This is a genomic window from Rugosibacter aromaticivorans, assembly GCF_000934545.1.
Taxonomy (GTDB): Bacteria; Pseudomonadota; Gammaproteobacteria; order Burkholderiales; family Rhodocyclaceae; genus Rugosibacter; species Rugosibacter aromaticivorans.
On record NZ_CP010554.1, the window covers coordinates 2,420,143 to 2,444,111 of the forward strand.

23 protein-coding genes are annotated in these 23,969 nt (G+C 53.7%); 7 read left to right on the top strand and 16 right to left on the bottom strand.

The annotated features are described in order from the left end of the window. Positions 1–33: 33 nt before the first annotated feature. Genes PG1C_RS12045 through PG1C_RS12055 form a run of 3 tightly spaced genes read right to left on the bottom strand, consistent with a single transcriptional unit; the run spans position 34 to position 2,464 of the window. Positions 34–405 (bottom strand): SMR family transporter, encoded by a 372-nt coding sequence (locus PG1C_RS12045; RefSeq protein ID WP_202634997.1) that lies wholly within the window; start codon positions 403–405, stop codon positions 34–36. Then, the gene (locus PG1C_RS12050) at positions 402–2,090 is read right to left on the bottom strand and encodes a glycosyltransferase family 39 protein (RefSeq protein ID WP_202634998.1); all 1,689 of its coding nucleotides are present in this window, start codon (positions 2,088–2,090) and stop codon (positions 402–404) included. The genes PG1C_RS12045 and PG1C_RS12050 overlap by 4 nt, the downstream gene beginning before the upstream one ends. Beyond that, entirely contained in the window at positions 2,087–2,464 is a 378-nt protein-coding gene (locus PG1C_RS12055; RefSeq protein ID WP_202634999.1) for an Mth938-like domain-containing protein, read from the bottom strand. The genes PG1C_RS12050 and PG1C_RS12055 overlap by 4 nt, the downstream gene beginning before the upstream one ends. 179 nt (positions 2,465–2,643) lie before the next feature. Here PG1C_RS12055 and PG1C_RS12060 point away from each other — a divergent pair, with 179 nt between their 5' ends. The 7 genes from PG1C_RS12060 (at position 2,644) to PG1C_RS12090 (ending at position 10,487) form a co-directional block, all read left to right on the top strand. Next, positions 2,644–3,870, top strand: a complete 1,227-nt coding sequence (locus PG1C_RS12060) for a pyridoxal phosphate-dependent aminotransferase (RefSeq protein ID WP_202637057.1) — start codon at positions 2,644–2,646, stop codon at positions 3,868–3,870. A 22-nt stretch (positions 3,871–3,892) separates the two neighbouring features. Continuing rightward, positions 3,893–5,203, top strand: a complete 1,311-nt coding sequence (locus tag PG1C_RS12065) for a homoserine dehydrogenase (protein WP_202637058.1) — start codon at positions 3,893–3,895, stop codon at positions 5,201–5,203. 186 nt (positions 5,204–5,389) lie between these two features. After that, positions 5,390–6,322, top strand: a complete 933-nt coding sequence (bphC, locus tag PG1C_RS12070; protein WP_202635000.1) for a biphenyl-2,3-diol 1,2-dioxygenase — start codon at positions 5,390–5,392, stop codon at positions 6,320–6,322. A gap of 88 nt (positions 6,323–6,410) precedes the next feature. After that, positions 6,411–7,847 carry a threonine synthase gene (gene thrC, locus PG1C_RS12075; RefSeq protein ID WP_202635001.1) on the top strand — a complete coding sequence of 479 codons (1,437 nt, stop codon included), beginning with the start codon at positions 6,411–6,413 and terminating at the stop codon, positions 7,845–7,847. Positions 7,848–7,974: 127 nt separating this feature from the next. Further along, a complete protein-coding gene (gene purB, locus PG1C_RS12080; RefSeq protein ID WP_202635002.1) occupies positions 7,975–9,342 on the top strand; it encodes an adenylosuccinate lyase in 1,368 nt (455 codons plus the stop codon). 1 nt (position 9,343) lies between these two features. Then, positions 9,344–9,673: a DUF2322 family protein gene (locus PG1C_RS12085; RefSeq protein WP_202635003.1), complete on the top strand. Its 330-nt coding sequence runs from the start codon at positions 9,344–9,346 to the stop codon at positions 9,671–9,673. A 148-nt stretch (positions 9,674–9,821) separates the two neighbouring features. Further along, positions 9,822–10,487, top strand: coding sequence for a glutathione S-transferase family protein (locus PG1C_RS12090; protein WP_202635004.1), 666 nt, complete (start codon positions 9,822–9,824; stop codon positions 10,485–10,487). A 54-nt stretch (positions 10,488–10,541) separates the two neighbouring features. Here PG1C_RS12090 and secF read toward each other — a convergent pair whose 3' ends face one another. The 13 genes from secF to der all read right to left on the bottom strand — a co-directional run bounded on the left by secF (position 10,542) and on the right by der (position 23,966). Further along, the gene (secF, locus tag PG1C_RS12095; protein WP_202635005.1) at positions 10,542–11,519 is read right to left on the bottom strand and encodes a protein translocase subunit SecF; all 978 of its coding nucleotides are present in this window, start codon (positions 11,517–11,519) and stop codon (positions 10,542–10,544) included. Between the two features lie 74 nt (positions 11,520–11,593). After that, positions 11,594–13,471 carry a protein translocase subunit SecD gene (gene secD / locus PG1C_RS12100; RefSeq protein WP_202635006.1) on the bottom strand — a complete coding sequence of 626 codons (1,878 nt, stop codon included), beginning with the start codon at positions 13,469–13,471 and terminating at the stop codon, positions 11,594–11,596. Between the two features lie 51 nt (positions 13,472–13,522). Next, positions 13,523–13,864, bottom strand: coding sequence for a preprotein translocase subunit YajC (gene yajC / locus PG1C_RS12105; RefSeq protein WP_202635007.1), 342 nt, complete (start codon positions 13,862–13,864; stop codon positions 13,523–13,525). A 45-nt stretch (positions 13,865–13,909) separates the two neighbouring features. Then, positions 13,910–15,022 carry a tRNA guanosine(34) transglycosylase Tgt gene (tgt, locus tag PG1C_RS12110; protein ID WP_202635008.1) on the bottom strand — a complete coding sequence of 371 codons (1,113 nt, stop codon included), beginning with the start codon at positions 15,020–15,022 and terminating at the stop codon, positions 13,910–13,912. Continuing rightward, entirely contained in the window at positions 15,019–16,050 is a 1,032-nt protein-coding gene (gene queA, locus PG1C_RS12115; protein WP_202635009.1) for a tRNA preQ1(34) S-adenosylmethionine ribosyltransferase-isomerase QueA, read from the bottom strand. Before queA ends, tgt begins: the two co-directional genes overlap by 4 nt. Positions 16,051–16,150: 100 nt before the next feature. Then, complete coding sequence (locus PG1C_RS12120; RefSeq protein WP_202635010.1) at positions 16,151–17,464, bottom strand: adenylosuccinate synthase; 1,314 nt, start codon at positions 17,462–17,464, stop codon at positions 16,151–16,153. 1 nt (position 17,465) lies between these two features. Then, positions 17,466–18,629 carry an ATP phosphoribosyltransferase regulatory subunit gene (locus PG1C_RS12125; protein ID WP_202635011.1) on the bottom strand — a complete coding sequence of 388 codons (1,164 nt, stop codon included), beginning with the start codon at positions 18,627–18,629 and terminating at the stop codon, positions 17,466–17,468. A gap of 5 nt (positions 18,630–18,634) precedes the next feature. Beyond that, positions 18,635–18,820, bottom strand: coding sequence for a DUF2065 domain-containing protein (locus PG1C_RS12130; RefSeq protein WP_202635012.1), 186 nt, complete (start codon positions 18,818–18,820; stop codon positions 18,635–18,637). Positions 18,821–18,842: 22 nt separating this feature from the next. Beyond that, complete coding sequence (hflC, locus tag PG1C_RS12135) at positions 18,843–19,718, bottom strand: protease modulator HflC (RefSeq protein WP_202635013.1); 876 nt, start codon at positions 19,716–19,718, stop codon at positions 18,843–18,845. Further along, positions 19,718–21,001, bottom strand: a complete 1,284-nt coding sequence (hflK, locus tag PG1C_RS12140; RefSeq protein ID WP_202635014.1) for an FtsH protease activity modulator HflK — start codon at positions 20,999–21,001, stop codon at positions 19,718–19,720. The genes hflC and hflK overlap by 1 nt, the downstream gene beginning before the upstream one ends. A 91-nt stretch (positions 21,002–21,092) precedes the next feature. Then, the gene (hflX, locus tag PG1C_RS12145; RefSeq protein ID WP_202635015.1) at positions 21,093–22,244 is read right to left on the bottom strand and encodes a ribosome rescue GTPase HflX; all 1,152 of its coding nucleotides are present in this window, start codon (positions 22,242–22,244) and stop codon (positions 21,093–21,095) included. A gap of 53 nt (positions 22,245–22,297) precedes the next feature. Next, the gene (hfq, locus tag PG1C_RS12150; protein WP_202635016.1) at positions 22,298–22,537 is read right to left on the bottom strand and encodes an RNA chaperone Hfq; all 240 of its coding nucleotides are present in this window, start codon (positions 22,535–22,537) and stop codon (positions 22,298–22,300) included. A 100-nt stretch (positions 22,538–22,637) separates the two neighbouring features. Continuing rightward, positions 22,638–23,966, bottom strand: coding sequence for a ribosome biogenesis GTPase Der (gene der, locus PG1C_RS12155; protein WP_202635017.1), 1,329 nt, complete (start codon positions 23,964–23,966; stop codon positions 22,638–22,640). Positions 23,967–23,969: the final 3 nt, after the last annotated feature.

Sequence of the window (23,969 nt, forward strand, 5' to 3'; positions counted from 1 at the left end):
CCGCGCTCGCGCGGGCGGCGCGGCGGATGGCGCTCATGAGCGTGTCACCAGAATCACACCGATAACGATAAAGCCTATACCCAACAATTTTTGCGCTGCCAGCGCCTCGCCAAACCATTGCCAGGCGACGAAGGCATTGACGACATAACCAATTGACAGCATCGGATAGGCAACGGAAACCGGCACGCGCGAGAGCGCCATGATCCATATCACGAGGCTCACCACATAACACGCCATGCCACCCATGATATAAGGCTGAAAGGCGAGCTTTAAACCAATGGGCAGAATGTTGCTGGCATGAAACTCAAAATGGCCGACGACATTGGTGCCCGCCTTGAGCAGCAGTTGTGCCGCAGCATTGAGCAGCACGCCGGTAAGGATGAGTGAAAAACTGATGGCGTTCATGGCTTGGCTCCCTCGAGGCGAGGGCTCGAGGAGACATCTTTCCTGACGATGACGCGACGCAGGTCGCGGGCGACTTCAACCATCGGCAATCCCTGCGCTTTGAGATGCGCCCAGGTATCAGGCGGCATCAGCGCCCAGGCAACGGGTGTCTGCCGCCAAACTATGGCAAAGCTGGCAATATCCGGGATAAATTTTTGTGGTTCCTGGCGGATGCCAAAGCCCAGCTCATCCTTGTAGTCGACCATGGTCGTCGTGCGTTGCAGGTAAAACTGAAAGCTCTGGTCATAGGTATTCACGCTGTAGAACGGGACGCCCGGCGGCACTTGCGCGCGAACCGCCAGGGCCACATCGTGAGCCGAGTTGACCACACCAAACGCGTCATGTCCGAGAATGATCGCCTGTCCGCTGCAAAAACTGGCAGCAGCCAGCGCCCCTATCGCCGCCAGAGAATGCTTGCGTGCGAGAAAAAATGCCGCGACGCCACCCACTGCAAATAACGCAGCCGCCGCATACAGCCAGGGCTGGTAGAGCCGGTAGATCGCTTCCATTTCCAGCGTATCGGCACGATGGCTAACCAAGGGCACGAAACACAGGCCTACCAGACCAATACCCCCGGCAAACAGGGCATCACCGATGCGACGCGGCGCTGTCACCGGTGAATTAAGATGCAGGGCGACAAGCGTTGCCAGCGCGGGGAATAGGGGCAGGATATACGAAGGCAGCTTGGAGTCGGAAATGGAGAAAAAGACAAAGACCAGCACGACCCAGACCAGCAAAAAGCGTTGCGGCTGAAAACGTTTGCTGGCGTCTTCGCCAAAACCTGCCTTGATGCCAGGCAACAGACTGCCCAGCCAGGGCAGCATGCCGATCAGCAGTATCGGGATGAAATACCACATCGGCTCGTAGCGATGGTGCACTTTGGTGAGGAAGCGCTGGAGGTGCTCATGGATAAAAAAGAAATTTGCAAACTCCGGATTAACGAACGACACGACAATGAACCACGGCGCGGTAATAAGTAACAGAATCACCAGCCCGCGCCAGGGACGGATGCGTGAAACAAGATTCAAATCATGTTGCCACAAGGCGTAAAGCACCACGGTGGCGGCAGGCAGGACGATGCCGATCAATCCTTTGGAGAGTGTCGCCAGCGCCAGCAGAACCCAGGCGCCGTCTTGCCAGCGCCGACTTTCCAACGGCGTCGCGTCATCCCGCTGGGCAAGACAGAGCGCAAAGATCGCAGCGGCGAGAAAAGCACTCACGCCCATGTCCAGCGTATTAACGTGACCAATCAGATTCCACAACAGGCTGCTGGCAATCACCGCACCGGCAATCCACCCTGTGGCTGGATTAAATAACCTGGCCACCGCAAAGATCGTGAAGAGAATTCCCATAAATCCGGTCAGCGCAGACCACAGGCGCGCCGTCCAGTGATGCTCGCCAAACAGCGTGTAGGCGATTGCCGTGGCCCAGTATTGCAAAGGCGGCTTTTCGAAGTATTTGAGATCGTTCAGGCGTGGCGTCAGCCAGTCGCCGCTAACCACCATTTCACGCGGAATCTCGGCATAACGGCCTTCATCGGGATCAATCAGGCGACGATAATCAAGGCTGCCAAACCAGAACACAGCGAAAATGAGGAATACCAGCAGCAAAGGGCCACGGCGTAAAGGAAAATTCGGAACAGTCATAGAGTTTCCAGAATAAGTGCAGCCGCAACCTCACGACCTTCGGCCATCAGGATGTTGTACGTGCGGCAGGCGGCAAAGCTGTCCATAATCTCAACGCCGATGCGGCGCGCACTCAATGGCCGCAACAGGGCGGGAGCGGGAAAACGCTGGCGCAGCCCGGTGCCCAAGAGCACAATCGGGCTATTCAATGTCACCAGGACTTCCAGATCGGCTTCACACAGCGTATCCAGCGAGACCGGCGGCCAGTCTTCAATCAGGCGTTGCGGGGTGAGGATGAAACTGCGCGATAACCTGCGGCCACCAACAGTAATACCGGCTGCATCGTAGGCGGTAACGGCCAGCAAACCAGTCGGGGCAGTGGAGTGGAGTTTCATCAGGCAGTAGCAGTCAGATGGGATCGGCTGTTAGCATTCGTCATAATGAGCGCCCTTGAACAAAACCATCAAGGTCGCGTCAAATCTTAATTTGCGGCATGGCAGCCGCTTTGAGTAAAATTATACATTTTCCTGTTACCGGCCCAGTCGGTGGCATCTTGCAGAAAGGACGGTTGCGCATGCAGCCTGTGACAAAATCCGCCAAACTCAACAACGTCTGTTATGACATTCGCGGGCCTGTGCTCGCGCGCGCCAAACAGATGGAAGAAGAAGGCCACAAGATCATCAAGCTCAACATCGGCAATCTGGCTGCATTTGGCTTCGATGCACCCGAGGAAATCCAGCAGGACATGATACTCAACCTGCCCAATGCGGCCGGTTATTCGGATTCCAAAGGCATTTTTTCGGCGCGCAAAGCGGTGATGCACTACACCCAGCAAAAGCATATCAAGAGTGTCACCATCGAAGACATCTACATTGGCAATGGCGCTTCTGAATTGATCGTCATGGCCATGAATGCCCTGCTCGACAATGGCGACGAAGTGCTGGTGCCTGCCCCTGATTACCCGTTATGGACTGCCGCCGTGAGTCTTTCTGGTGGCACGCCACGGCACTATCTGTGCGATGAAGGGGCCGGTTGGCTGCCTGATCTGGACGACATTCGCGCCAAGATCACCCCCAACACGCGTGCCATTGTCGTCATCAATCCGAACAACCCGACGGGCGCGCTATATCCCGATGATTTACTCAAAGAGATCGTTGAAATCGCGCGCACACACGACCTGATCATCTATGCTGATGAAGTCTATGACCGCGTGCTCTATGAGGGCGCCACGCATACATCCATCGCCGCGCTGGCAGAAGACGTGCTGACCATAACGTTTAACAGCCTGTCTAAAAACTACCGTGCCTGCGGCTACCGCGCTGGATGGATGATCGTGTCGGGCGATAAACGGGCGGCGCATGACTACATCGAGGGACTCGACATGCTGTCCTCAATGCGGCTGTGCGCCAACGCACCCGGGCAGTGGGGTATTCAAACGGCATTGGGTGGCTATCAAAGCATCGATGATCTGGTTGCCCCCGGCGGGCGCATGCGTCGCCAGCGCGACATCGCTTATGAGCTGATTACCGCCATTCCGGGTGTTACCTGCGTCAAACCGCAAGCCTCGTTGTACATGTTCCCGCGTCTGGACCCGAAGATTTATCCGATTACGGATGATCAGGAATTCATCTCCGAACTCTTGGTGGCTGAAAAAGTATTACTGGTGCAAGGCAGCGGTTTTAACTGGCCGCACCCCGACCATTTCCGTCTCGTCTTTTTACCGCATGAAGATGATTTGCGCGAGGCCATTGGCCGCATCGCGCGCTTTTGTGACTCTTATCGCGCACGTCATGGCAAATAACTCAAATAAAGTAAAAGAAATCATGCAGCCGATGAACGTTGGCCTGCTCGGCATTGGCACCGTCGGTGGCGGCACGTTTACCGTGCTGACCCGCAACGAAGCAGAAATTACCCGCCGCGCCGGGCGGCCGATCCGTATCACGCAAGTGGCGGATAAAAATACGGCGCTGGCCAAACAGGTTACCGGCGGTAAAGTTGCTGTCACCGATGACGCCTTTGCGGTGGCCGCCAATCCGTCGATTGACATCGTTGTCGAACTGATTGGCGGCTGTGGCGTGGCGAAAGAACTGGTGATGCAAGCGATTGCCAATGGCAAGCACGTGGTCACCGCGAACAAGGCGCTGCTGGCCGTGCATGGCAATGAAATATTCGCTGCAGCGCAAACCCGTGGCGTGATTGTTGCCTTTGAAGCGGCGGTTGCAGGCGGGATACCCATCATCAAAGCCGTGCGCGAGGGGTTAACGGCCAATCGTATCGAGTGGATCGCCGGCATCATCAATGGCACCACGAACTTCATTCTCTCCGAAATGCGTGACAAGGGCATCTCCTTTGCTGAAGCGTTGCAGGATGCAAAGCGCCTGGGTTATGCCGAAGCCGACCCCACGTTTGATGTCGAAGGCATCGATGCGGCCCACAAGATCACCATACTCTCTGCACTTGCGTTTGGCATTCCCATGCAGTTTGACCGCGCGCATATCGAGGGCATTAGCCAGCTGGAAGCAGACGATATCCGCTATGCCGAGCAGCTAGGCTACCGTATCAAACTGCTCGGCATGACCCGTCGTCGTCCCAATGGTGTTGAGCTGCGCGTGCATCCGACGCTGATCCCCGCCAAACGACTCATTGCCAATGTCGAGGGCGTCATGAATGCCGTGCTGGTCCAGGGCGATGCTGTAGGCGCCACCTTGTACTACGGGCGTGGCGCAGGCGCCGAGCCAACGGCTTCGGCCGTGATCGCCGATCTTGTCGACGTCACCCGCATGCATACCGCTGACCCCGAACACCGCGTGCCGCATCTCGCATTTCAACCCAGTGCAGTCCAGGATACCCTGGTGCTACCGCTATCTGAAGTAGAAACTAGCTACTACCTGCGCCTGCGCGTGGAAGACAAACCCGGCGTGCTGGCTGACATCACGCGAATTCTGGCTGACCAAACCATCTCCATTGACGCCATGATCCAACGCGAACCCAATGAAGGCGAATCCCACACAGATATCATCATCCTGACGCACGTGACGGTCGAGAAAAACATCGATGCCGCTATCGTGAAAATCGAAGCGTTGCCCGTGGTAAAGAAAAAGGTGATACGTCTGCGTATGGAAGCCCTGGGCTGAGCAGTCAGAAGTCGGTTGTATATATATAGCCTCATTGACGGCATCAATGAAGAAAATCAGCGATTTGAATGTGTTGCACACTGGAATTTAGCGCTATGATTCTGTTTCTGTATCTGCATCCAGAATGTTGCAACGCTCCGGGCTATTAGATGGTCTCGGGTATTTCATTTCCAGGAGGAATAAAAAATGGTAGGAGTAACTGAACTAGGTTATTTAGGCTTTGGCGTTTCAAATATGGACGCCTGGCGCGAATATGCAAGCAAAGTCATGGGGCTGGAGGTTTTTGACGAAGGCGAGAAAGATCGCTTCTACATTCGCATGGATTACCAGCATCACCGTATTACAGTGCATAACAGCGGCACGGACGATCTGGACTATGCAGGCTGGCGTGTTGCCGGGCCAGAAGAGTTTGACCAAATGCTGCGTCAACTAGAGACCGCAGGTGTTAAGTATCAACGTGGCAGCGAAGCCGACTGCGCCGAACGCAGCGTACTCGATCTGGTGAAGTTCCTCGATCCAGGTGGCAATCCGACAGAAATTTACCATGGTCCGCGCATCGACTTTCACAAGCCCTTTCACCCGGGGCGTGGAATGCATGGGCGCTTTCTGACCGGCCAGCAAGGTCTGGGGCATATCATTATCCGTCAAACCGATACCCAGAAAGCCTATCGTTTTTACACTGATGTACTGGGTATGCGCGGTTCGGTTGAATATCATCTGCAAATCCCGCAAATCGGCATTACCGCAAAGCCAATCTTCCTGCACTGCAATGATCGCGATCACTCTGTTGCTTTCCTTGGCGGCCCAGCAGAGAAACGCATCAATCACCTGATGCTGGAAGTCGATAATATCGACGATATTGGCCAGACTCATGATATTGTCCGCGACTTGAATATTCCAGTGACCGTTAAACTGGGCAAGCATGCCAATGACCAGATGTTCACTTTCTATTCAGTGAATCCTTCAGGCTGGTTGTTTGAGTACGGTGGTGTTGGCCGCGCTGCGTCGCATCAGTCGGAGTACTATGAATACGACATGTGGGGCCACGACAATGATGCGCCCGGCTATGGATTGGATCTCAGATTGCGGTATGACTGGACCAACTTCCTGAAAAAATGAGTGTGTAAAATGCGCGCTTATTCGCCGTAAAAATAAAAAAGCCGGGTAACACCGGCTTTTTTATCTTCTTCGCCATCATCTGACTATCATGAAATACATTTCAACACGTGGCGTATCTGCCAACCAATCTGCCACTCAATCATTTTCTGACATTCTGCTTGGCGGGCTGGCGCCCGATGGCGGCCTTTATCTGCCAGAGCACTATCCGCAAGTCGCTGATCGGCTGAACGAGTGGCGCTCGCTCGACTATGCCGAACTTGCCTTTCGTATCCTCAGTCTGTTTATCGACGATATTCCGTCGGCAGATTTACGCGCTATCTGCAAAAAGACCTACACCGCAGAAACCTACCGCTATTGCCGCCCCGGGCGCAACGCGGCAGATATTGTTCCACTCACATCGCTTGCACCAGATTTCCACTTGCTGGAATTATCCAATGGACCAACCCTGGCCTTTAAGGATATGGCCATGCAGCTTCTTGGCAATCTGTTTGAGTATGCCCTGGGCAAACGGGGTGAAACAATCAACATCCTTGGCGCGACGTCCGGCGATACGGGTTCAGCGGCCGAATACGCCATGCTCGGCAAGCACAATGTGCGCGTATTCATGCTCTCGCCTGAAGGCCGAATGAGCGCATTTCAGCGGGCGCAGATGTACTCGCTGGATGAGCCGAACATTTTCAACATTGCCGTGCGTGGCATGTTTGACGATGCACAAGACATTGTCAAAGCCGTCTCGAATGATGCTGAATTCAAAGCCCGCTACAAAATCGGCGCGGTGAATTCAATCAACTGGGCGCGCGTTGCGGCGCAGATCGTGTATTACTTCAAGGGCTATTTCGCAGCGACTCGGTCAAATGATGATGAAGTGGTTTTCAGCGTACCTTCGGGGAATTTCGGCAACATCTGCGCTGGTCATATTGCGCGCATGATGGGGCTGCCTATTGCACGCTTGGTATTGGCAACGAATGAAAACAATGTGCTCGACGAATTTTTTCGCAGCGGTATTTATCGGCCACGCACCTCTTCCGAGACACACGTGACATCCAGTCCTTCAATGGACATTTCCAAGGCCTCGAATTTCGAGCGTTTTGTGTTCGATCTGGTTGGCCGCGATGCGGCAGTCGTTCGTGAGTTATGGCAATCGGTCGATGCAGGCGGCACCTTTGATCTCAACGCAACCCCATTCATGACACATCTACCTGCGTTTTGCTTTGTTTCTGGCAGCAGCTCTCATGCTGATCGTCTGGCAACCATTCGCGATGTCTGGCAACGCCATCAGCTGATGATAGACACGCATACAGCAGATGGCGTGAAGGTAGCACGTGAGCATGGCCTGCCTGGTTTGCCGACCATCGTGCTGGAAACTGCGCAAGCGGTAAAGTTTGCCGAAACCATCCGCGAGGCACTCGATCGCGACCCCTTGCGGCCTTTACCGCTCGAAGGTATCGAATCACTACCGCAACAAGTTACCGTCATGGCAGCAGATGTCGCAGCGGTTAAGTCCTTTGTTGCCGCGCGCTGTTAAGCGACCAGTTAGACAACTCAGTTACAACATCAGCTCGCCAAACACTGCATGTTAAAATCGAACCTGCTCGCCTCGTGCCACTTAGCGGACCTGTAACCCTTCTGCCTTTCCCTACCCTTCGCTTGCCATGACACCTACTGCGCTCACTGCACTCTCTCCTTTGGACGGCCGCTACGCTGCAAAGGTTGACCACCTGCGTGCCCATTTTTCTGAATTTGCACTGATCCGCAATCGTGTGCGTGTTGAGGTTGAATGGCTCAAGACCCTGGCCGCCGCACCTGAGATTGTGGAGTGTCAATCGCTCTCTGCCACCTCTATTGGTGAATTAAATCAAATCATCGCGAATTTCTCGCTTGATGATGCCGCCGCAATCAAGGCAATCGAATTACGCACTAACCATGATGTCAAAGCCGTTGAGTACTGGCTAAAAGATCGCTGCGCCAATGACCCCGACGTGATGCGCATCACTGAGTTTATCCATTTTGGCTGCACATCCGAAGACATTAACAACGTCGCGCACGCGCTCATGCTAAAAGATGGCATGGCAAGCAGCCTGCTACCCGGGTTAGATCAGATCATCAGCCACTTGCGGCAAATGGCACATCAACTGGCCGATTTACCCATGCTCGCCAGAACGCATGGCCAACCGGCAACGCCCACCACGCTGGGCAAAGAGATGGCGAATATCGCTGCCCGCCTCATCCGGGCACGGAGCCAACTTGCCACCATCTCTCTCACGGCCAAATTCAACGGTGCAGTGGGCAATTACAACGCGCACCTCTCAGCTTACCCGGAGCTTGACTGGGAGTCTTTCAACCGCCGCTTTATCGAAAGCCTGGGGCTGGAATTTAACGCCTACACGATCCAAATAGAGCCCCATGATGCCATGGCGACGCTGTTCGATGCCGTCGCGCGGGTGAACACCATCCTCATTGATGCAGACCGAGATATTTGGCAGTATGTTTCCCTTGGTTACTTTAAGCAAAAGCTTAAAGAGGGCGAGATTGGTTCGTCCACCATGCCACATAAAGTTAACCCAATTGACTTTGAGAACTCCGAAGGCAACCTGGGCCTAGCTAACGCGATTCTGCGTCATCTGGCCGAAAAATTACCCATTTCGCGCCTGCAACGCGACTTAACCGATTCAACCGTGCTTCGTAACATGGGCGTGGCCTTTGGGTACACCGTGCTGGCTTTTTCCGCCATGCGTCAAGGCCTGGAAAAACTCGAAGCGAATCCGCAACGTTTGGCAGAAGATCTTAGCGAGGCGTGGGAAGTGCTTGCTGAACCGGTGCAAACCGTGATGCGGCGCTTTGGTATCGAAAACCCGTATGAGCAACTCAAAAAAATAACGCGAGGCAAAGGCATTGAGCAAACAACCCTGCGTGACTTCATTCGCACGCTAGACCTGCCGGACAGCGACCGGCAGCGCCTGCTCGATCTCACCCCAGCCAGCTACATTGGCAAGGCGGCTGACCTCGCGCGGAAAATCTGACATGGCTTTTGCAGATCAACTAAAGCAGCTGCCCCGCATTTCGCATCTGGCGTCAATTTTTTTGCTCGACGAACAAGCGCAGGTTGTCGCCGAAATTGAAAACAAACCATGTCAAGCTGGCTCTGTCGCGGTCTATAACTATCTCGGCCAAATCTATGGCGCAATCACCCAGGATGCTGCAAATAAGGGCCTCGAACTGTACGCGGAGCACGCGGAGGATGCCCGCCTCAATCCGGGGAAACACCCCAACATTGACCGTCTGTTGGCAATCGCTACAGGAACACTGGGCACGCTGCGGATAAAACATGTTTTTGCAACTCACGCTGAATAACACGAGAACGCTTGGCAAGCGTTCCGTTCAATTGCGGCAGCCAGAAATTTATCCAGAATTTGACAGCCGCTTTCTCGACGCGGATACTTTGCTCGGCTTTTAGCTTTTAATTAAACTTGAACTTCCATTCTGTCCAAAGGAGAACGTCGTGCCTCAGTATCGTCTTTACCATTCCCCTGGCGCCTGCTCGCTTGCAGCCCATATTGTGTTTGAAGAACTCGGCGTGCCTTATGAGCCAGTTCGAGTGGTCATCGCCGAGGGGCAGAATCAAACGGCCGCGTATCTAGCGATCAACCCACGCGGCAGAGTCCCCGCTTTAGCCATTCGCGAGGATCAAACTGATGATGGTCAAACTGAGCAAGTGCTCACTGAGCTTTCGGCCATTTTGATTTATCTTGCACAAACTTATCCGGCCGCCAGCCTTTTGCCACTGGACACCCTGTCCTTCGTGCGGGCGGTGGAATGGATGAGCTGGCTCGGTTCCACCATGCATGCCGGGGGCGTACGTACCGTGTTGCGTCCGGATCGGTTCGTTAGCGACCCCGCCGCGGCAGATGCTGTGAAAACCAGGGGCAAAGAAAATGTGCTGATCGGGTTTGCAGACATTGAATCGCGCCTTCACGGCCGTCCTTGGGCGCTGGGTGAATGCTACTCCATGGTCGACGCCTATCTTCTGGTGTTCTTCCGTTGGGGGAATCGTATTGGCCTGCCTATGCGCACAGACTACCCGCACTACACGCGCATCATGGACGCCGTACGTGCGAGGCCTGCAGTACAGCGCGCTATATCCCATGAAGGTATACAAGTCGAATAAACCACCTGCAAAAAACCCGTTCCCGGCGCGAAAGAATCTCGCCCGGGAAACCGATCAAACGACGGCTTCCTGCTTTTCGACTTTGGCTTTAACAAACTGGTCGCGCGATACGCCAAGCCACATGACGAGCGGGCTGGCAACGAGCACAGAAGAATAGATCCCGAACAGGATGCCGATCGTGAGCGCGAGCGCAAAGTAATGCAAAGCCGCGCCACCGAAAATGAGCATCGAAGTCACCATCATCTGGGTACATCCGTGGGTAATGACGGTCCGTGAAATCGTGCTGGTAATCGCGTGATCCAGCACTTGTGGTGTCGTCAAGCCGCGTTTCTTTTTGAAGGTCTCACGCACGCGGTCAAATACCACAACAGACTCATTCACCGAATAACCCAGAACCGCCAACACCGCCGCTAATACGGGTAAAGAAAACTCCCACTGGAAGAGCGCGAAAAAACCAAGAATTATGATCACGTCATGCAAATTAGCGATGATGGCAGAAACAGCAAAGCGCCACTCAAAACGCAAGGCCAGATAAGCCACAATACCAATCACCACCGATAGCAGAGCCAGCGCACCATCGGACGCCAGCTCTTTACCTACCTGCGGCCCAACAAATTCAACACGTTTGAGTTCGGGTCTATTTACCGTATTTTCTCCCGTTACCGCCGTTTCACCAGCGCCGACTTTTAGCAAAGACGCCATGACGCGCTCGCCCACCTTGGATGAACTAACGTCGGACGGTTCACCTTTAGCGGGCGGCACGCGAATTAAAACATCACGCGAAGAACCAAAGTTTTGCACTTGGGTATCCGTAAATCCATCGACATCCAGCTGGTGGCGTAAACTTTCAAGTGCAGGCGCGTGAGGGTAGCTCACCTCGAGTAATGTTCCCCCGGTGAATTCAATGGAAAAATTCAAGCCACGCGTCACCAGGAAGAACACTGCCATCAAAAAGGTGATCAACGAAATAATGTTGAACACCAGTGCATGGCGCATGAAGGGAATATCTTTTTTAATCCGGAAAAATTCCATTTTAGTCTCTCGTCTTTAGCCTGCCAGGTTGGCCGGTTTGCGAATTTGCGTCGAGGTTACGTCGAAATTACGTCCTATGCCTTACTGTTGCTGGACTTCCATATCTGACCAATCGAAAGGCCTTCCAGCTTGCGTCGGCGGCCGTAAATTAAATTAACCAACGCTCGTGAAACCACGACTGAACTGAAGATGGAGGTCAGAATGCCCAAGCAATGCACAACAGCAAAACCGCGCACAGCCCCGGAACCAAAAACCAACAAGGCGATGCCGGCGATTAGCGTAGTAACGTTCGAATCAACAATCGTCGCCCAGGCTCGCTCGTAGCCCGCCGTTATCGCCGCTTGGGGCGTGCCACCATTGCGTAACTCTTCGCGGATGCGTTCGTTGATCAACACGTTGGAATCAATCGCCATACCAAGAGCCAGCGCAATTGCGGCAATACCGGGAAGAGTCAGCGTGGCTTGCAGCAGTGAGAGCAAAGCCACCAGCAACAGCAAATTAGCCGATAGCGCCACCACGGAGACAAGGCCGAACATGAGGTAATACGCCATCATGAAAACCGCAATGGCAGTAAACCCCCACAGGGTGGAATGAAACCCCTTGGCAATATTGTCTGCGCCCAAGCTGGGGCCGATCGTTCGCTCTTCAATAATCTCCATCGGCGCGGCCAAAGATCCCGCGCGTAATAGCAATGCCACATCGGCGGCTTCATTGGTGGTCATGCGGCCTGAGATTTGCACACGTCCGCCGCCAATTTCTGAGCGAATAACGGGTGCTGTGACCACTTCGCCTTTGCCTTTTTCAATCAGCAAAATCGCCATGCGTCGTCCGACACTTTCACGCGTAACATCCCTGAAAATTCGTGCGCCAGCAGCATCCAACGTCAAGTGCACTGCGGCCTCATGCGTTTGCCCATCAAACCCAGGCTGTGCATCCGTTAAGCGTTCACCTGTTAGCACGACTTGTTTTTTCACCAGCAACGGGCGTCCACCACGCTCAACAAAATATTCAGTGCCCACCGGCGGCTGGCCACGCGCTGCTTGCGCCATGATGCCCGGGTTATTGCTGGCTTCGTCGTCCACCATACGCACCTCAAGTGTTGCCGTGCGACCAAGGATATCTTTGGCTTTGGCAGTATCTTGTACGCCCGGTAGCTGAACGACCACGCGGTCAGAACCTTGTTGCTGTATCACCGGTTCAGCAACGCCGAGTTCATTAATCCGGTTATGCAAGGTGACAATATTTTGTTTGATGGCATATTCCTGAATCCGTTTTCCGGCTTCAGGTTTCAATATGGCGACCAGATTGAATTCAGCGTCATCCTGAACATCGGCCAACGCGAGATCCGGTTGGCTATCCGCTAGCAATGCCCGCGCTTTATTGCGCATGTCCGCATCGCGAAAATGAATAATTACGCTCTGCTTATCACGATCAATACCGCTGTGTCGAATACTTTTTTCACGCAGTAAACTACGCAAGTCAGCACTGATCGAATCGAGACGTTTGGTCAGTGCACCTTTCATATCCACTTGGAGCAGAAAATGCACCCCGCCGCGCAAATCCAGGCCTAAATACATCGGCAAGGCATGAATGCTGGTTAGCCATGCGGGCGAATTAGACACCAGATTCAAGGCGACGCTATAACTCGCATCGGCAGGGTCGGGGTTCAGCGTCTTCTCGACGACGTCTTTCGCCTTGAGTTGCGTATCTGTATCCGCCAAGCGCACACGCACACTGTTACTATCCATGGTGAGCGCCGTTGGCTTAATCGCTGCAGCTTGCAATGCCGCGTCAACTGCTGACAACAACCCGGCATCAACCTTGATGGTGGCTTTAACGCTCGTCACCTGGACAGCAGGCGCTTCGCCAAAAAAATTGGGTATCGTATAGACCAGTCCAAACACCAGAGCAATCAATACTAGAATGTTTTTCCAGAGCGGATAACGGTTCATTTGCGCAGACCAGATAAAAGCCGGGACCGTGACATCAGGTCGTGTGGCGGATTAAAGATTTTTCAGTGAACCTTTGGGCAACAAGGCCGCAACGGCTGATTTTTGTACGGTTATTTCAATTGCGCCTTCTTTGCTATTGGCAACCTCCAGACCCAAATAATTTTCACCCAATCGGCTAATACGCCCGGCGATTCCGCCTTGTGTCACGACTTCATCACCTTTGGCCAATTCAGTAATCATTTTTTGTTGCTCTTTGGCCTTGCGCATTTGCGGGCGGATCATCAAAAACCAAAGCACGATGAACATGAACACAATAGGCAACATGCCCATCAAACCACCCAGGGAATCTGCTGCTGCACCACTCGCTTGAGCATACGCATTCGAAATCAACATAAAACTCTCCTTAAATATCGGCCAATATCAGCCAAAAGTGGTTAATTATACCTGCTCGCCTGCGCGCACCCGGTGAAAGCGGCGAACGAATTCAGCGAAGGCGCCTTGCGCTATCGCAGCACGCATCTCCGCCATCAGTACCTGGTAATAAAACAGGTTATGTACGGTATTTAGCCGCGCACCGAGAATTTCCCCCGTGCGATGCAAGTGGTGCAAGTAAGCCCGCGTAAAGTGACGGCAGGTATAGCAACCGCAGGCTTCATCCAGTGGCTGGGTATCGGCCCTGTACTGCGCATTTTTTATTCTGATATCGCCTCGGCGAGTAAATAGCCAGCCATTGCGCGCATTGCGCGTGGGCATCACGCAATCAAACATATCAATGCCTTGGCCAACCGCAAACACCAGGTCTTCCGGTGTTCCCACGCCCATCAGATAGCGCGGTTTATCATGCGGCAACTGAGGAGTGGTGTGCACCAGAATGCGCGAAAATTCCTCTTTCGGCTCACCGACGGATAAACCGCCGATGGCGAACCCGTCGAAATTGATTTCAGTCAGCCCCGCGAGAGATTCCTCGCGCAACGCTTCATGCATGCCACCCTGAACGATGCCGAACAGCGCGTTAGCATTGTTCAGCCGATCATGTTCATCGCGCGAGCGACGCGCCCAGCGTAGCGAGAGGCGCATCGATTGCGCTGCCTGCTCTAGGGTTGCAGGGTAGGGCGTGCATTCATCGAAAATCATGACGATATCCGAATTCAACACATGCTGAATTTGCATCGATATTTCTGGCGTTAAAAACAGTCGATCGCCATTGATCGGCGACGCAAAGCGCACACCTTCTTCTGAAATTTTGCGCAGCTCGCCCAGCGAGAACACTTGAAAGCCGCCTGAATCGGTGAGAATCGGCCGATCCCACGCCATGAAACGATGTAAACCCCTGTGCGCCATGATCACCTCCAGCCCGGGTCGCAACCATAAGTGGAAGGTATTCCCTAACACCACCGTCGCCCCCATCCCCACCAACTCATCAGGTGCCATGGCCTTGACGGTGCCATACGTGCCAACCGGCATGAAGACAGGCGTTTCCACGACGCCATGCGCCAGGGTAAGTCGGCCACGGCGTGCGGCGCCGTCCTGCGCTAGCAGTTCAAAATTCATGGCGATGTCTTTCGGGTTAACCACATCGCGTCCCCATAGCTAAAAAAACGATAGCCCTGCTCAATTGCATGGCGATAGGCAGTGCGTATTTCTTTCACGCCGGCAAACGCGGAGACCAGCATCAGCAACGTTGATTTTGGCAAATGAAAGTTGGTCAACAATGCATCCACCACCTGAAATTCAAAGCCCGGCGTAATAAATATCGCCGTCTCACCAGCGCCGACTTTTACGCCGTTATCTGTCGCAGCAGACTCCAGCGCACGCAATGAGGTCGTGCCCACCGCAATGACACGGCCGCCGCGCGCCTTTGTCGCGGCAATGGCTTCGGCAGTTGCGGACGAAATGATATATCGCTCGGTGTGCATATGATGCTCAGCCAGCGTTTGCGTGCGCACCGGCTGAAAGGTTCCCGCCCCGACATGCAGGGTGACATAGACAATCGCCACACCATGCGCGCGCACCTTGGCGAGCAAATCTTCATCAAAATGCAGGCCCGCAGTGGGGGCAGCGACCGAGCCTGTTTCTCGCGCATAAACCGTTTGATACCGTGTTTCATCCGGCGCTACCGCCGCGCGCGCGATGTAGGGTGGCAGAGGCAAACGGCCATGCGCTTCAATCGTTTCCAAGGCATCGCCCGGCAGACGCAAGTGATAAAACTCACCCTCGCGGCCAAGGACTTCGACATCCAGCAGGCCTTCAAGAATCAGCCGACTGCCCGTCTTGAGCGATTTACTCGCACGGACTTGTGCCAGTACTTCATTCCCGCTCACGATGCGTTCAACCAGAACTTCCACCTGCCCGCCTGTGGCTTTAGCGCCCTGCAGCCGTGCATGCATCACACGACTGTCATTCAGGACCAGTAAATCGCCAGACTTTAATAAGCTTGGCAAATCGGTGATGCGCTGATCAAGCAAGGATTTTCCGCCGGCATTTAGCAGCCGGCTTGCCGAGCGTTGCGACAACGGCGCTTGCGCGATCAGGCGCTGCGGCAACGCATAGTCAAAATCAGCGAGAGTCAAAGCATTCATCGTTTTGGAAAAATAGGTACGCAGCTAGGCACAACCGTTGTCATTGGCACAAGAGCCACGCAAGCGGCCCTTGCTGCCCACTGAAGTGGCCTACGCAGGTTTATTGAAGAAACGGATGGCGCAGCACGATGGTTTCTTCGCGATCCGGCCCGGTCGAAATCATATCGACGGGCACACCACAATGCGCTTCCATGCGCTGAATGTAAGCGCGAGCCTCTGCGGGTAAGCCATCTAGCGTCCTGACACCCACGGTGCTGCCTTGCCAACCCGGCAGCGACTCATAGATAGGTTCGCAGCAGGCGAGCTCATCGGCGCCCACGGGCAAAATGTCTGAGACATGGCCATTGATGCGGTAGCCCGTACAGATTTTTAACTCTTCTACGCCATCCAGCACATCCAGCTTGGTGATGCACAAACCAGATACGCCGTTAATCTGAATTGCACGCTTTAATGCGGCTGCATCAAACCAGCCACAACGTCGCGCCCGACCAGTGGTTGCGCCAAATTCGTGGCCTTTGGTTGCCATGTGTTTACCTACCGGGTCCTGCTTATCTATCGCATCATAGAGCTCAGTCGGGAAAGGGCCCCCGCCCACGCGGGTAGTGTAAGCTTTGGTAATGCCCAATACGTAATGCAGCATACCCGGCCCCACGCCAGCACCAGCGGCAGCAGCACCGGCCACGCAATTGGATGAGGTAACAAATGGATAGGTGCCATGATCAATATCCAGCAAGGTGCCTTGCGCACCTTCAAACAGCAAGTTCGCGCCAGCTTTGTGCTGGTCATACAGCGCGCGCGGCACATCGGCGATCATTTTTATCAGGCGGGGCGCAATGGCCATGGTGTCATCCAGCGTTTTCCGAAAATCCACCGGTTCTACCTCGTGATAATTTTTCAGCACAAAATTATGATATTCGAGTAATTCCGCCAGACGCTCAGCAAAGCGTTGAGGCTTAGTCAAATCTTGCAGCCGGATAGCACGCCGCGCCACTTTGTCTTCGTAAGCCGGGCCAATCCCCCGCCCGGTGGTACCAATCTTGTTACTGCCACGGGCGGTTTCGCGAGCGATATCAATCGCCTGGTGGTAAGGCAAAATCAGCGGACAGGCTTCAGAAAGTTTCAAGCGCGATTCAGCATCAATGCCTGCCGCCTTGAGCTCGTCCAATTCTTTAAGCAAGGCCTCCGGGGACAGCACCACGCCATTACCGATGTAACAGGTAACGCCAGCACGCAAAATTCCTGAGGGGACAAGATGCAACACGGTTTTCTTACCACCGATGACCAATGTGTGGCCCGCGTTGTGTCCGCCCTGGAAGCGCACCACGCCTTGCGCATGATCAGTCAACCAATCAACGATCTTGCCTTTACCTTCATCGCCCCACTGTGTCCCGATAACTACGACATTTCTAGCCATTTCAATTATCTTTCAGAGGTTCAACGATCCATTCATTCGCACGCAAAACGAGCGCCCGATCACAATCTGATTCCTGCCAGGACCCTTCGTGTCCTGGCAAGGCAAATACCACACGTTCCCCTTGCGTGCGCAAACGCCTAACTTCGGCATGCACGGCATCATTTTCTGGCCAAGGCACCAGCACGCCAGCACGCCGTTTGCCATTCGGCGACAGCCGCGCAACCTCGCGTAAATCCATGGAAAATCCGGCCGCTGGACGCCCTCGCCCATAGGCGGCGCCCAGCCCATCGTATCGCCCACCCAGCGCCAGCGCACTAGCACTGCCTGCACAGTAAGCCGCCATCACAACGCCCGTATGGTAGTTGTAGCTACGTAAATCGGCTAAATCAAACCCGATGGGTAAATCACCCAGGCTATGCGCCATACGCTGCAGATCACTGAGGGCTGAGGTAATGGCTGGCAATGCAGGCAAACGTTGCGCTGCTTCTGCAAGAACGCGTTGATCCCCCTGTAAATCCGGCAAAGCCAGCAACGCAGAGCGAAGCGGCTCGGCCACGGAAGCCAACAACTCGCGCAGCGCAGGAATATCTTTACCTTGTAATGCGCCAAATACTTCCTGCGTGAGTTCAGCGACAAGACCTGTAGATTCGATAAGTGCATTGAAAATAGCCGCGTGGCCAAAATCAAGCCGCACCGTTTGAATATCGCACAGGCGCAGGGCAGACGCTAACAAACCCACGATTTCAATATCCGCCTCCAACCCGCTATGCCCGTAGAGTTCGGCACCAATTTGCACGGGTTCGCGCGTGGCATCAAACGAAGTTGGCAGGGTATGCAATACGCTACCGCAATAACATAGCCGCGTGACCCCAAAACGATTGAGCATATGCGCATCAATTCGCGCGGCCTGCGGCGTGATGTCGGCACGCACGCCCATGCTGCGGCCGGAAAGCTGATCCACTAGTTTAAAAGTGCGCAGATCAAGATCACTGCGGTTGCCAGGCAACAATGACTCAACAAACTCGAGCATCGGTGGCATAACCAAATCGTAGCCATAGCTTGAGAATTCATCCAACAGCCGACGACGCAAGGTTTCGATGTGTTCAGCCTCGCGGGGCAGCACATCCTCGATTGACTCAGGCAACAGCCAGCGACGATTTCCCATGCTTATTAACGAAATAACATCAACAAAATTAAACCGAGCACCATCGATGACAAACCAATAAACCGAATTTGACCATCGGCCAATTCAGTCAATCGACGAAACATGTCACGCCAGGCGTGTGGTGCCAGAAATGGCAACATGCCTTCGATGAGGAGCATTAACGCAAAAGCAAGTAACAATATCTTGTACATGGCCAACAGTCGCTACGCTCGGCTACTTTCCGCGACCGCTACTCTTCAGATACTTGAAGAATTCGGAATTCGGTTCAATCACTAGCAAATCGCTCTTGTTTTTGAAACTGGCGCGATAGGCTTCCAGGCTTCGATAAAAGGAATAGAACTCAGGATTAGCACCAAAGGCCTGCCCATAAATCGAGGCAGCTTTGGCATCTCCTTCGCCTTTGATCTGCTGCGCATCGCGATAGGCTTCGGCAATGATCACTTCGCTTTGCCGGTCCGCATTCGCACGGATTTTTTCCGAGTCTGCAGCACCTTGCGAGCGCAATTCATTCGCTACCCGCTTGCGCTCTGTTTCCATGCGGCGGTAAACCGACTCAGAAACCTCCGGCGGCAAATCAACACGCTTGAGCCGCACATCGACAATCTCTACGCCAATAGCGCGCATATCCGCATCCGCTTTTTTTTGCACCTCAACCATGATACTTTCGCGCTTGCCAGAGACCACATCATGCACTGTGCGTCGGCCAAATTCTTCGCGCAAGCCTGAATTTACCGTTTGCATCAGCCGGGTTTTCGCCACCGCCTCATCGCCACCCACTGAAATGTAGTACTGCTTCACATTGTGGATTCGCCATTTAACAAAAGAGTCCACCTGCACCGGTTTTTTTTCAGCCGTCAGAAAGCGCTCTGGCTCGGCCGAATCAAGCGTCAATATGCGCTTATCGAAAAAGCGGACGTTCTGAATCAGTGGCCATTTAAAAACCAGGCCCGGTTCAGAAATCACCGATTTGACTTCACCCAACTGAAAAATAATGGCGTACTGACGTTGATCCACCGTAAAAATAGTCATTGAGGCTAGCACCAGCAAACCCAAGACAAACGTCGCGACGAATGAAAATGAGCGTTGCATTAGCGTTCTCCCCGTTCCCGCGAGCGCATCGTGTCTCGCGAACGACCATCACCCGGCGCTGTGCGTTCAAGCTGTGGTGGTGCATCCGTAGTAATAGTCGGCGCTGGCAATACGCTGCGCGGAGCACTTGCTGTCGCTTCTGTCGGCGCAACAGCCGCACCCGCCGTTGCTTGCATCAGCTTATCCAGCGGCAAATACAGCAAATTACCGGAGCCCTTGGCATCAATCATCACCTTGCTGGTATTCGCATATACCTGCTGCACAGTATCCAGATACATGCGGCTACGAGTGACTTCAGGGGCCTTTTTATACTCGACAAGAATTTGCTTGAAGCGCGCCGCATCGCCTTCGGCTGTGGCAATGATGCGCTGTTTATAGCCATTGGATTCTTCCGTCAGACGGGAAGCCGTACCACGCGCGCGCGGAATGACATCATTGGCATAGGCTTGGCCTTCGTTCTTGGCCCGCTCACGATCCTGCCCGGCTTTAACGGCATCATCAAACGCCGCCTGCACCTGCTCGGGCGGTTGGGTGCCCTGCATGCTGACAGACCGCACCTGGATACCGGTGGCATAACGATCGAGAATTTCCTGAATCAGCTTCTGCGTATTCGCCGCAATCTGATCACGCCCCTCGTAAAGCACAAAATCCATTTTGCTTTTGCCAACAATCTCGCGAATCGCTGTTTCCGCTGCCTGCGTCACCGCATCATCGGGATTACGGTTTTTAAATAAATAGGCTTTGGGATCTTTTAACAAATACTGCACAGCAAACTGTACGCTCACGATATTTTCATCGTCTGTCAGCATCAACGCTTCTTGCGGCACCTTATTTTTTTCTGTGCCCCGATAGCCAATCTCAACCGTTCGTACGCCAGTCAAATTGACCACCTCATGCGATTCGATCGGCCACGGTAAACGCCAGCGTAAGCCCGGCTCAGTAATCTCTTTAAAAGCACCGAATTGCAGCACCACGCCGCGCTGCGATGCATCCACCGTATAAAAACCACTACCGAGCCAAACTACAGCGACCAGCGCTGCGATTACGCTCAAGCCGCCGCCAAACTGTTTCGGGCTGAGATTTGGTATGCCACCATTACCACCAGCGCCACCACCCTCGTTACTCCCATTCTGGCCACGTTGCGCTGAATTTTTATTGCCAAAAATGCCTGATAGACGGCGATTTATGTCTCGCCATAGATCTTCCAAATCAGGCGGCCCTTGTTTACCCCCGCCTTTACCGCCCCCTGGCTGATTACCCCAGCCGTGATCGTTAAGCGACATCAAAATACCGGTTATCACAATGAAATAGCTCCGTCAGGTTAGCGCAGCATCTGGTTGCCGCATCGAAATCCGGGATGGGAAAAATTTAAAATCACGGCACCACAGTGTCGTCAACGGCCATATTGCTCTCTGGCTGAGACGCATCCGACCATCTATGGGCTTGCGAAAACTCGGCTAGCGCATCACGCAAAAACGGCAGGCCTTCACCTGTTTTTGCACTTAGTCGAACGGCAGAAATGTTACCACATCCCTCCTGCAGAAGCCCTGGACTTGCCGCTGTAATATCAATCTTGTTCCACACAATCAGCTGGGGTACATCCGCCGCACCGATCTCCGCTAGCACCTGATTAACTGCTGCCATTTGCTGGTCTCGATCTGCGCTGGCCGCATCCACTACGTGCAATAACAAGTTAGCCTGCGCGGTTTCTTCTAGCGTGGATTGAAACGCGGCCACCAATGAATGCGGTAAGTCGCGGATGAAGCCCACTGTATCAGACAACACAATCTGGCCTGCGCCTTCCACATATAACTGGCGAGATGTTGTATCAAGCGTCGCAAACAGCTGATTTGCAATGTATCCGTCAGCCTTGGTTAATGCATTGAACAACGTGCTTTTACCCGCGTTGGTATACCCGACGAGCGATACAGACAAAACCCCTGGCCGCTGGCGTGACTTGCGACGAACGGCACGTTGGCGTTCGAGTAGTTTGAGTCGCTCTTTTAACAAGGCCACGCGCTTACCCAGAAGACGGCGGTCTGTTTCAAGTTGTTTTTCACCCGGGCCACGCAAACCAATGCCACCTTTTTGACGCTCGAGGTGAGTCCAGCCGCGCACCAGGCGCGTTGCCATATGCTGCAATTGCGCCAGCTCAACCTGTAGTTTGCCTTCATGACTTTTTGCACGCAGCGCAAAAATATCCAGAATAAGGCTGCTCCGATCAATGACCAGACATTGCAACTCGCGCTCTAAATTACGTTGCTGCGCGGGCGACAGCTCGTGATTGAATAACACGACCGCTGCCTCATGCACCCGCACCACTTCAGCGATCTCAGTCACCTTCCCTTTGCCCGCAAACAAGGCAGGGTCAGGCCGGACACGCTTTCCTGTCACAACGGCAAGCGGCCGAGCACCGGCACTTTCAGCCAACAGACGGAACTCAGACAAACACTCAGCGAAGTCACCCGTGCCAAAATCAAGCTGAACCAGCACGGCGTTTTCACCGCTGGCAGGACGATCAAACATCAATGATCAGGGTAAAGCAGGCAAATTGGCGCAACAAGGAACCCGGCAGAGAATCAATCAGCCTCATCCGAATCGAGCGAAAAATCAATGGCGCGCACAGGCACGATCGTCGATATGGCATGCTTATAGACCATTTGGGTCACAGTATTTTTTAGCAACACAACATATTGATCAAAAGAATCAATTTGCCCTTGCAATTTAATGCCATTCACCAAATAGACAGCGACGGGAACATGCTCGCGACGCAAAATATTCAAAAACGGGTCTTGTAACATTTGCCCTTTATTACTCATGGTTGCATCCTTTAGGTGGTTCAGAGGTGATTCAGGTTTTGTAGGTGGACAATGTAAACGATTTTTCCGCGCCGTGCCAAAAACACCGACTTTTCAGCCTTTAACGCTCATCGGCAAACGGATTTTTAGAGGTCTTGTATTGAATACGCAATGGCGTGCCCTGCAGCTTGAAGGCTTCGAGAAAGTAGCGTTCAAGATAGCGCGTGTATGAGGTCGGAATGTGTTCCAGCGCATTGCCATGAACCACGATAATCGGTGGGTTGCTTCCGCCTTGATGCGCGTAGCGCAATTTGGGGCGAAACAAGCCATGGCGTGGTGGCGTCTGCTTTTCAACTGCCGAGATGAGCACGCGGGTGAGTTTAGGCGTCGCCATTTTTGCCATCGCTGCGGCATACGCTTTATCGACAGAAGATAAAACACCGGCAATACCCTGTCCCTTGATGGCAGAGATGTAATGAACATGTGCAAAGCCAAGAAAATTGAGCCTCTGTTCGATGGATTCCTTAACACGCTCACGGCGATACGTATCAATAGCATCCCATTTATTGACGGCAACCACCAAAGCGCGCCCGGCATCCATGCAAAACCCGGCAATATGCGCATCTTGATCGGAGATATCCTGGCTGGCATCGACCATCAGCACCACCACATTGGCTTCTTCAACGGCTTGCAGGGTCTTGATAACAGAAAACTTTTCAATGGCTTCAAACACCCGACCCTTGCGCCGTAATCCTGCGGTATCAATCAGCGTATAAGCCTTGCCATTGCGCTCGAAAGAAATTTCAATGGCATCGCGCGTGGTGCCTGGCATATCAAACGCGATGACACGCTCTTCGCCAAGTAAGGTATTTACCAGCGTACTCTTGCCCACATTGGGGCGTCCAGCGATGGCGACCCGGGGACCTTCCGTAGCATGGTCGCCAGCATCGGCTTCGTCGGGGAAGGAATCCAGCGCCAGATCAACCAGCTCGCGCACACCGTCGCCATGCGCGGAGGAAATCACGCAGGGCGTTCCACAACCCAGCTCATAAAATTCGGCGCTGACAACAGCACGATCCATGCCCTCGCCTTTATTGACCGCCAGCAATACGGGGCGACCACTGCGCCGTAGCAAGTCAGCAATGACAAGATCTTGCGGCGTGAGCCCTGCGCGCGCATCGACAACGAATAGCAGCATGTCCGCTTCGGCAATGGCCGCCTCGGCTTGGCGAGCCATCTCGTGCACGATGCCTTCTTTAGCTTGTGGCTCGAACCCGCCAGTATCCACGATCAGATGAGGCTTGCGCCCTAACCGCCCATGGCCGTAATGGCGATCACGTGTCAGGCCCGGTTGATCGGCAACCAATGCATCGCGCGAACGCGTCAAGCGGTTGAAAAGCGTCGACTTGCCCACATTAGGCCGACCAACAATCACCAAGGTAGGTTTCATCGA

Coding starts and splice junctions, on each gene's coding strand:
- PG1C_RS12045 (WP_202634997.1), bottom strand. CDS start 405: ATGAACGCCATCAGTTTTTCACTCATCCTTACCGGCGTGCTGCTCAAT.
- PG1C_RS12050 (WP_202634998.1), bottom strand. CDS start 2,090: ATGACTGTTCCGAATTTTCCTTTACGCCGTGGCCCTTTGCTGCTGGTA.
- PG1C_RS12055 (WP_202634999.1), bottom strand. CDS start 2,464: ATGAAACTCCACTCCACTGCCCCGACTGGTTTGCTGGCCGTTACCGCC.
- PG1C_RS12060 (WP_202637057.1), top strand. CDS start 2,644: ATGCAGCCTGTGACAAAATCCGCCAAACTCAACAACGTCTGTTATGAC.
- PG1C_RS12065 (WP_202637058.1), top strand. CDS start 3,893: ATGCAGCCGATGAACGTTGGCCTGCTCGGCATTGGCACCGTCGGTGGC.
- bphC (WP_202635000.1), top strand. CDS start 5,390: ATGGTAGGAGTAACTGAACTAGGTTATTTAGGCTTTGGCGTTTCAAAT.
- thrC (WP_202635001.1), top strand. CDS start 6,411: ATGAAATACATTTCAACACGTGGCGTATCTGCCAACCAATCTGCCACT.
- purB (WP_202635002.1), top strand. CDS start 7,975: ATGACACCTACTGCGCTCACTGCACTCTCTCCTTTGGACGGCCGCTAC.
- PG1C_RS12085 (WP_202635003.1), top strand. CDS start 9,344: ATGGCTTTTGCAGATCAACTAAAGCAGCTGCCCCGCATTTCGCATCTG.
- secF (WP_202635005.1), bottom strand. CDS start 11,519: ATGGAATTTTTCCGGATTAAAAAAGATATTCCCTTCATGCGCCATGCA.
- secD (WP_202635006.1), bottom strand. CDS start 13,471: ATGAACCGTTATCCGCTCTGGAAAAACATTCTAGTATTGATTGCTCTG.
- yajC (WP_202635007.1), bottom strand. CDS start 13,864: ATGTTGATTTCGAATGCGTATGCTCAAGCGAGTGGTGCAGCAGCAGAT.
- tgt (WP_202635008.1), bottom strand. CDS start 15,022: ATGAATTTTGAACTGCTAGCGCAGGACGGCGCCGCACGCCGTGGCCGA.
- queA (WP_202635009.1), bottom strand. CDS start 16,050: ATGAATGCTTTGACTCTCGCTGATTTTGACTATGCGTTGCCGCAGCGC.
- PG1C_RS12120 (WP_202635010.1), bottom strand. CDS start 17,464: ATGGCTAGAAATGTCGTAGTTATCGGGACACAGTGGGGCGATGAAGGT.
- PG1C_RS12125 (WP_202635011.1), bottom strand. CDS start 18,629: ATGGGAAATCGTCGCTGGCTGTTGCCTGAGTCAATCGAGGATGTGCTG.
- PG1C_RS12130 (WP_202635012.1), bottom strand. CDS start 18,820: ATGTACAAGATATTGTTACTTGCTTTTGCGTTAATGCTCCTCATCGAA.
- hflC (WP_202635013.1), bottom strand. CDS start 19,718: ATGCAACGCTCATTTTCATTCGTCGCGACGTTTGTCTTGGGTTTGCTG.
- hflK (WP_202635014.1), bottom strand. CDS start 21,001: ATGTCGCTTAACGATCACGGCTGGGGTAATCAGCCAGGGGGCGGTAAA.
- hflX (WP_202635015.1), bottom strand. CDS start 22,244: ATGTTTGATCGTCCTGCCAGCGGTGAAAACGCCGTGCTGGTTCAGCTT.
- hfq (WP_202635016.1), bottom strand. CDS start 22,537: ATGAGTAATAAAGGGCAAATGTTACAAGACCCGTTTTTGAATATTTTG.
- der (WP_202635017.1), bottom strand. CDS start 23,966: ATGAAACCTACCTTGGTGATTGTTGGTCGGCCTAATGTGGGCAAGTCG.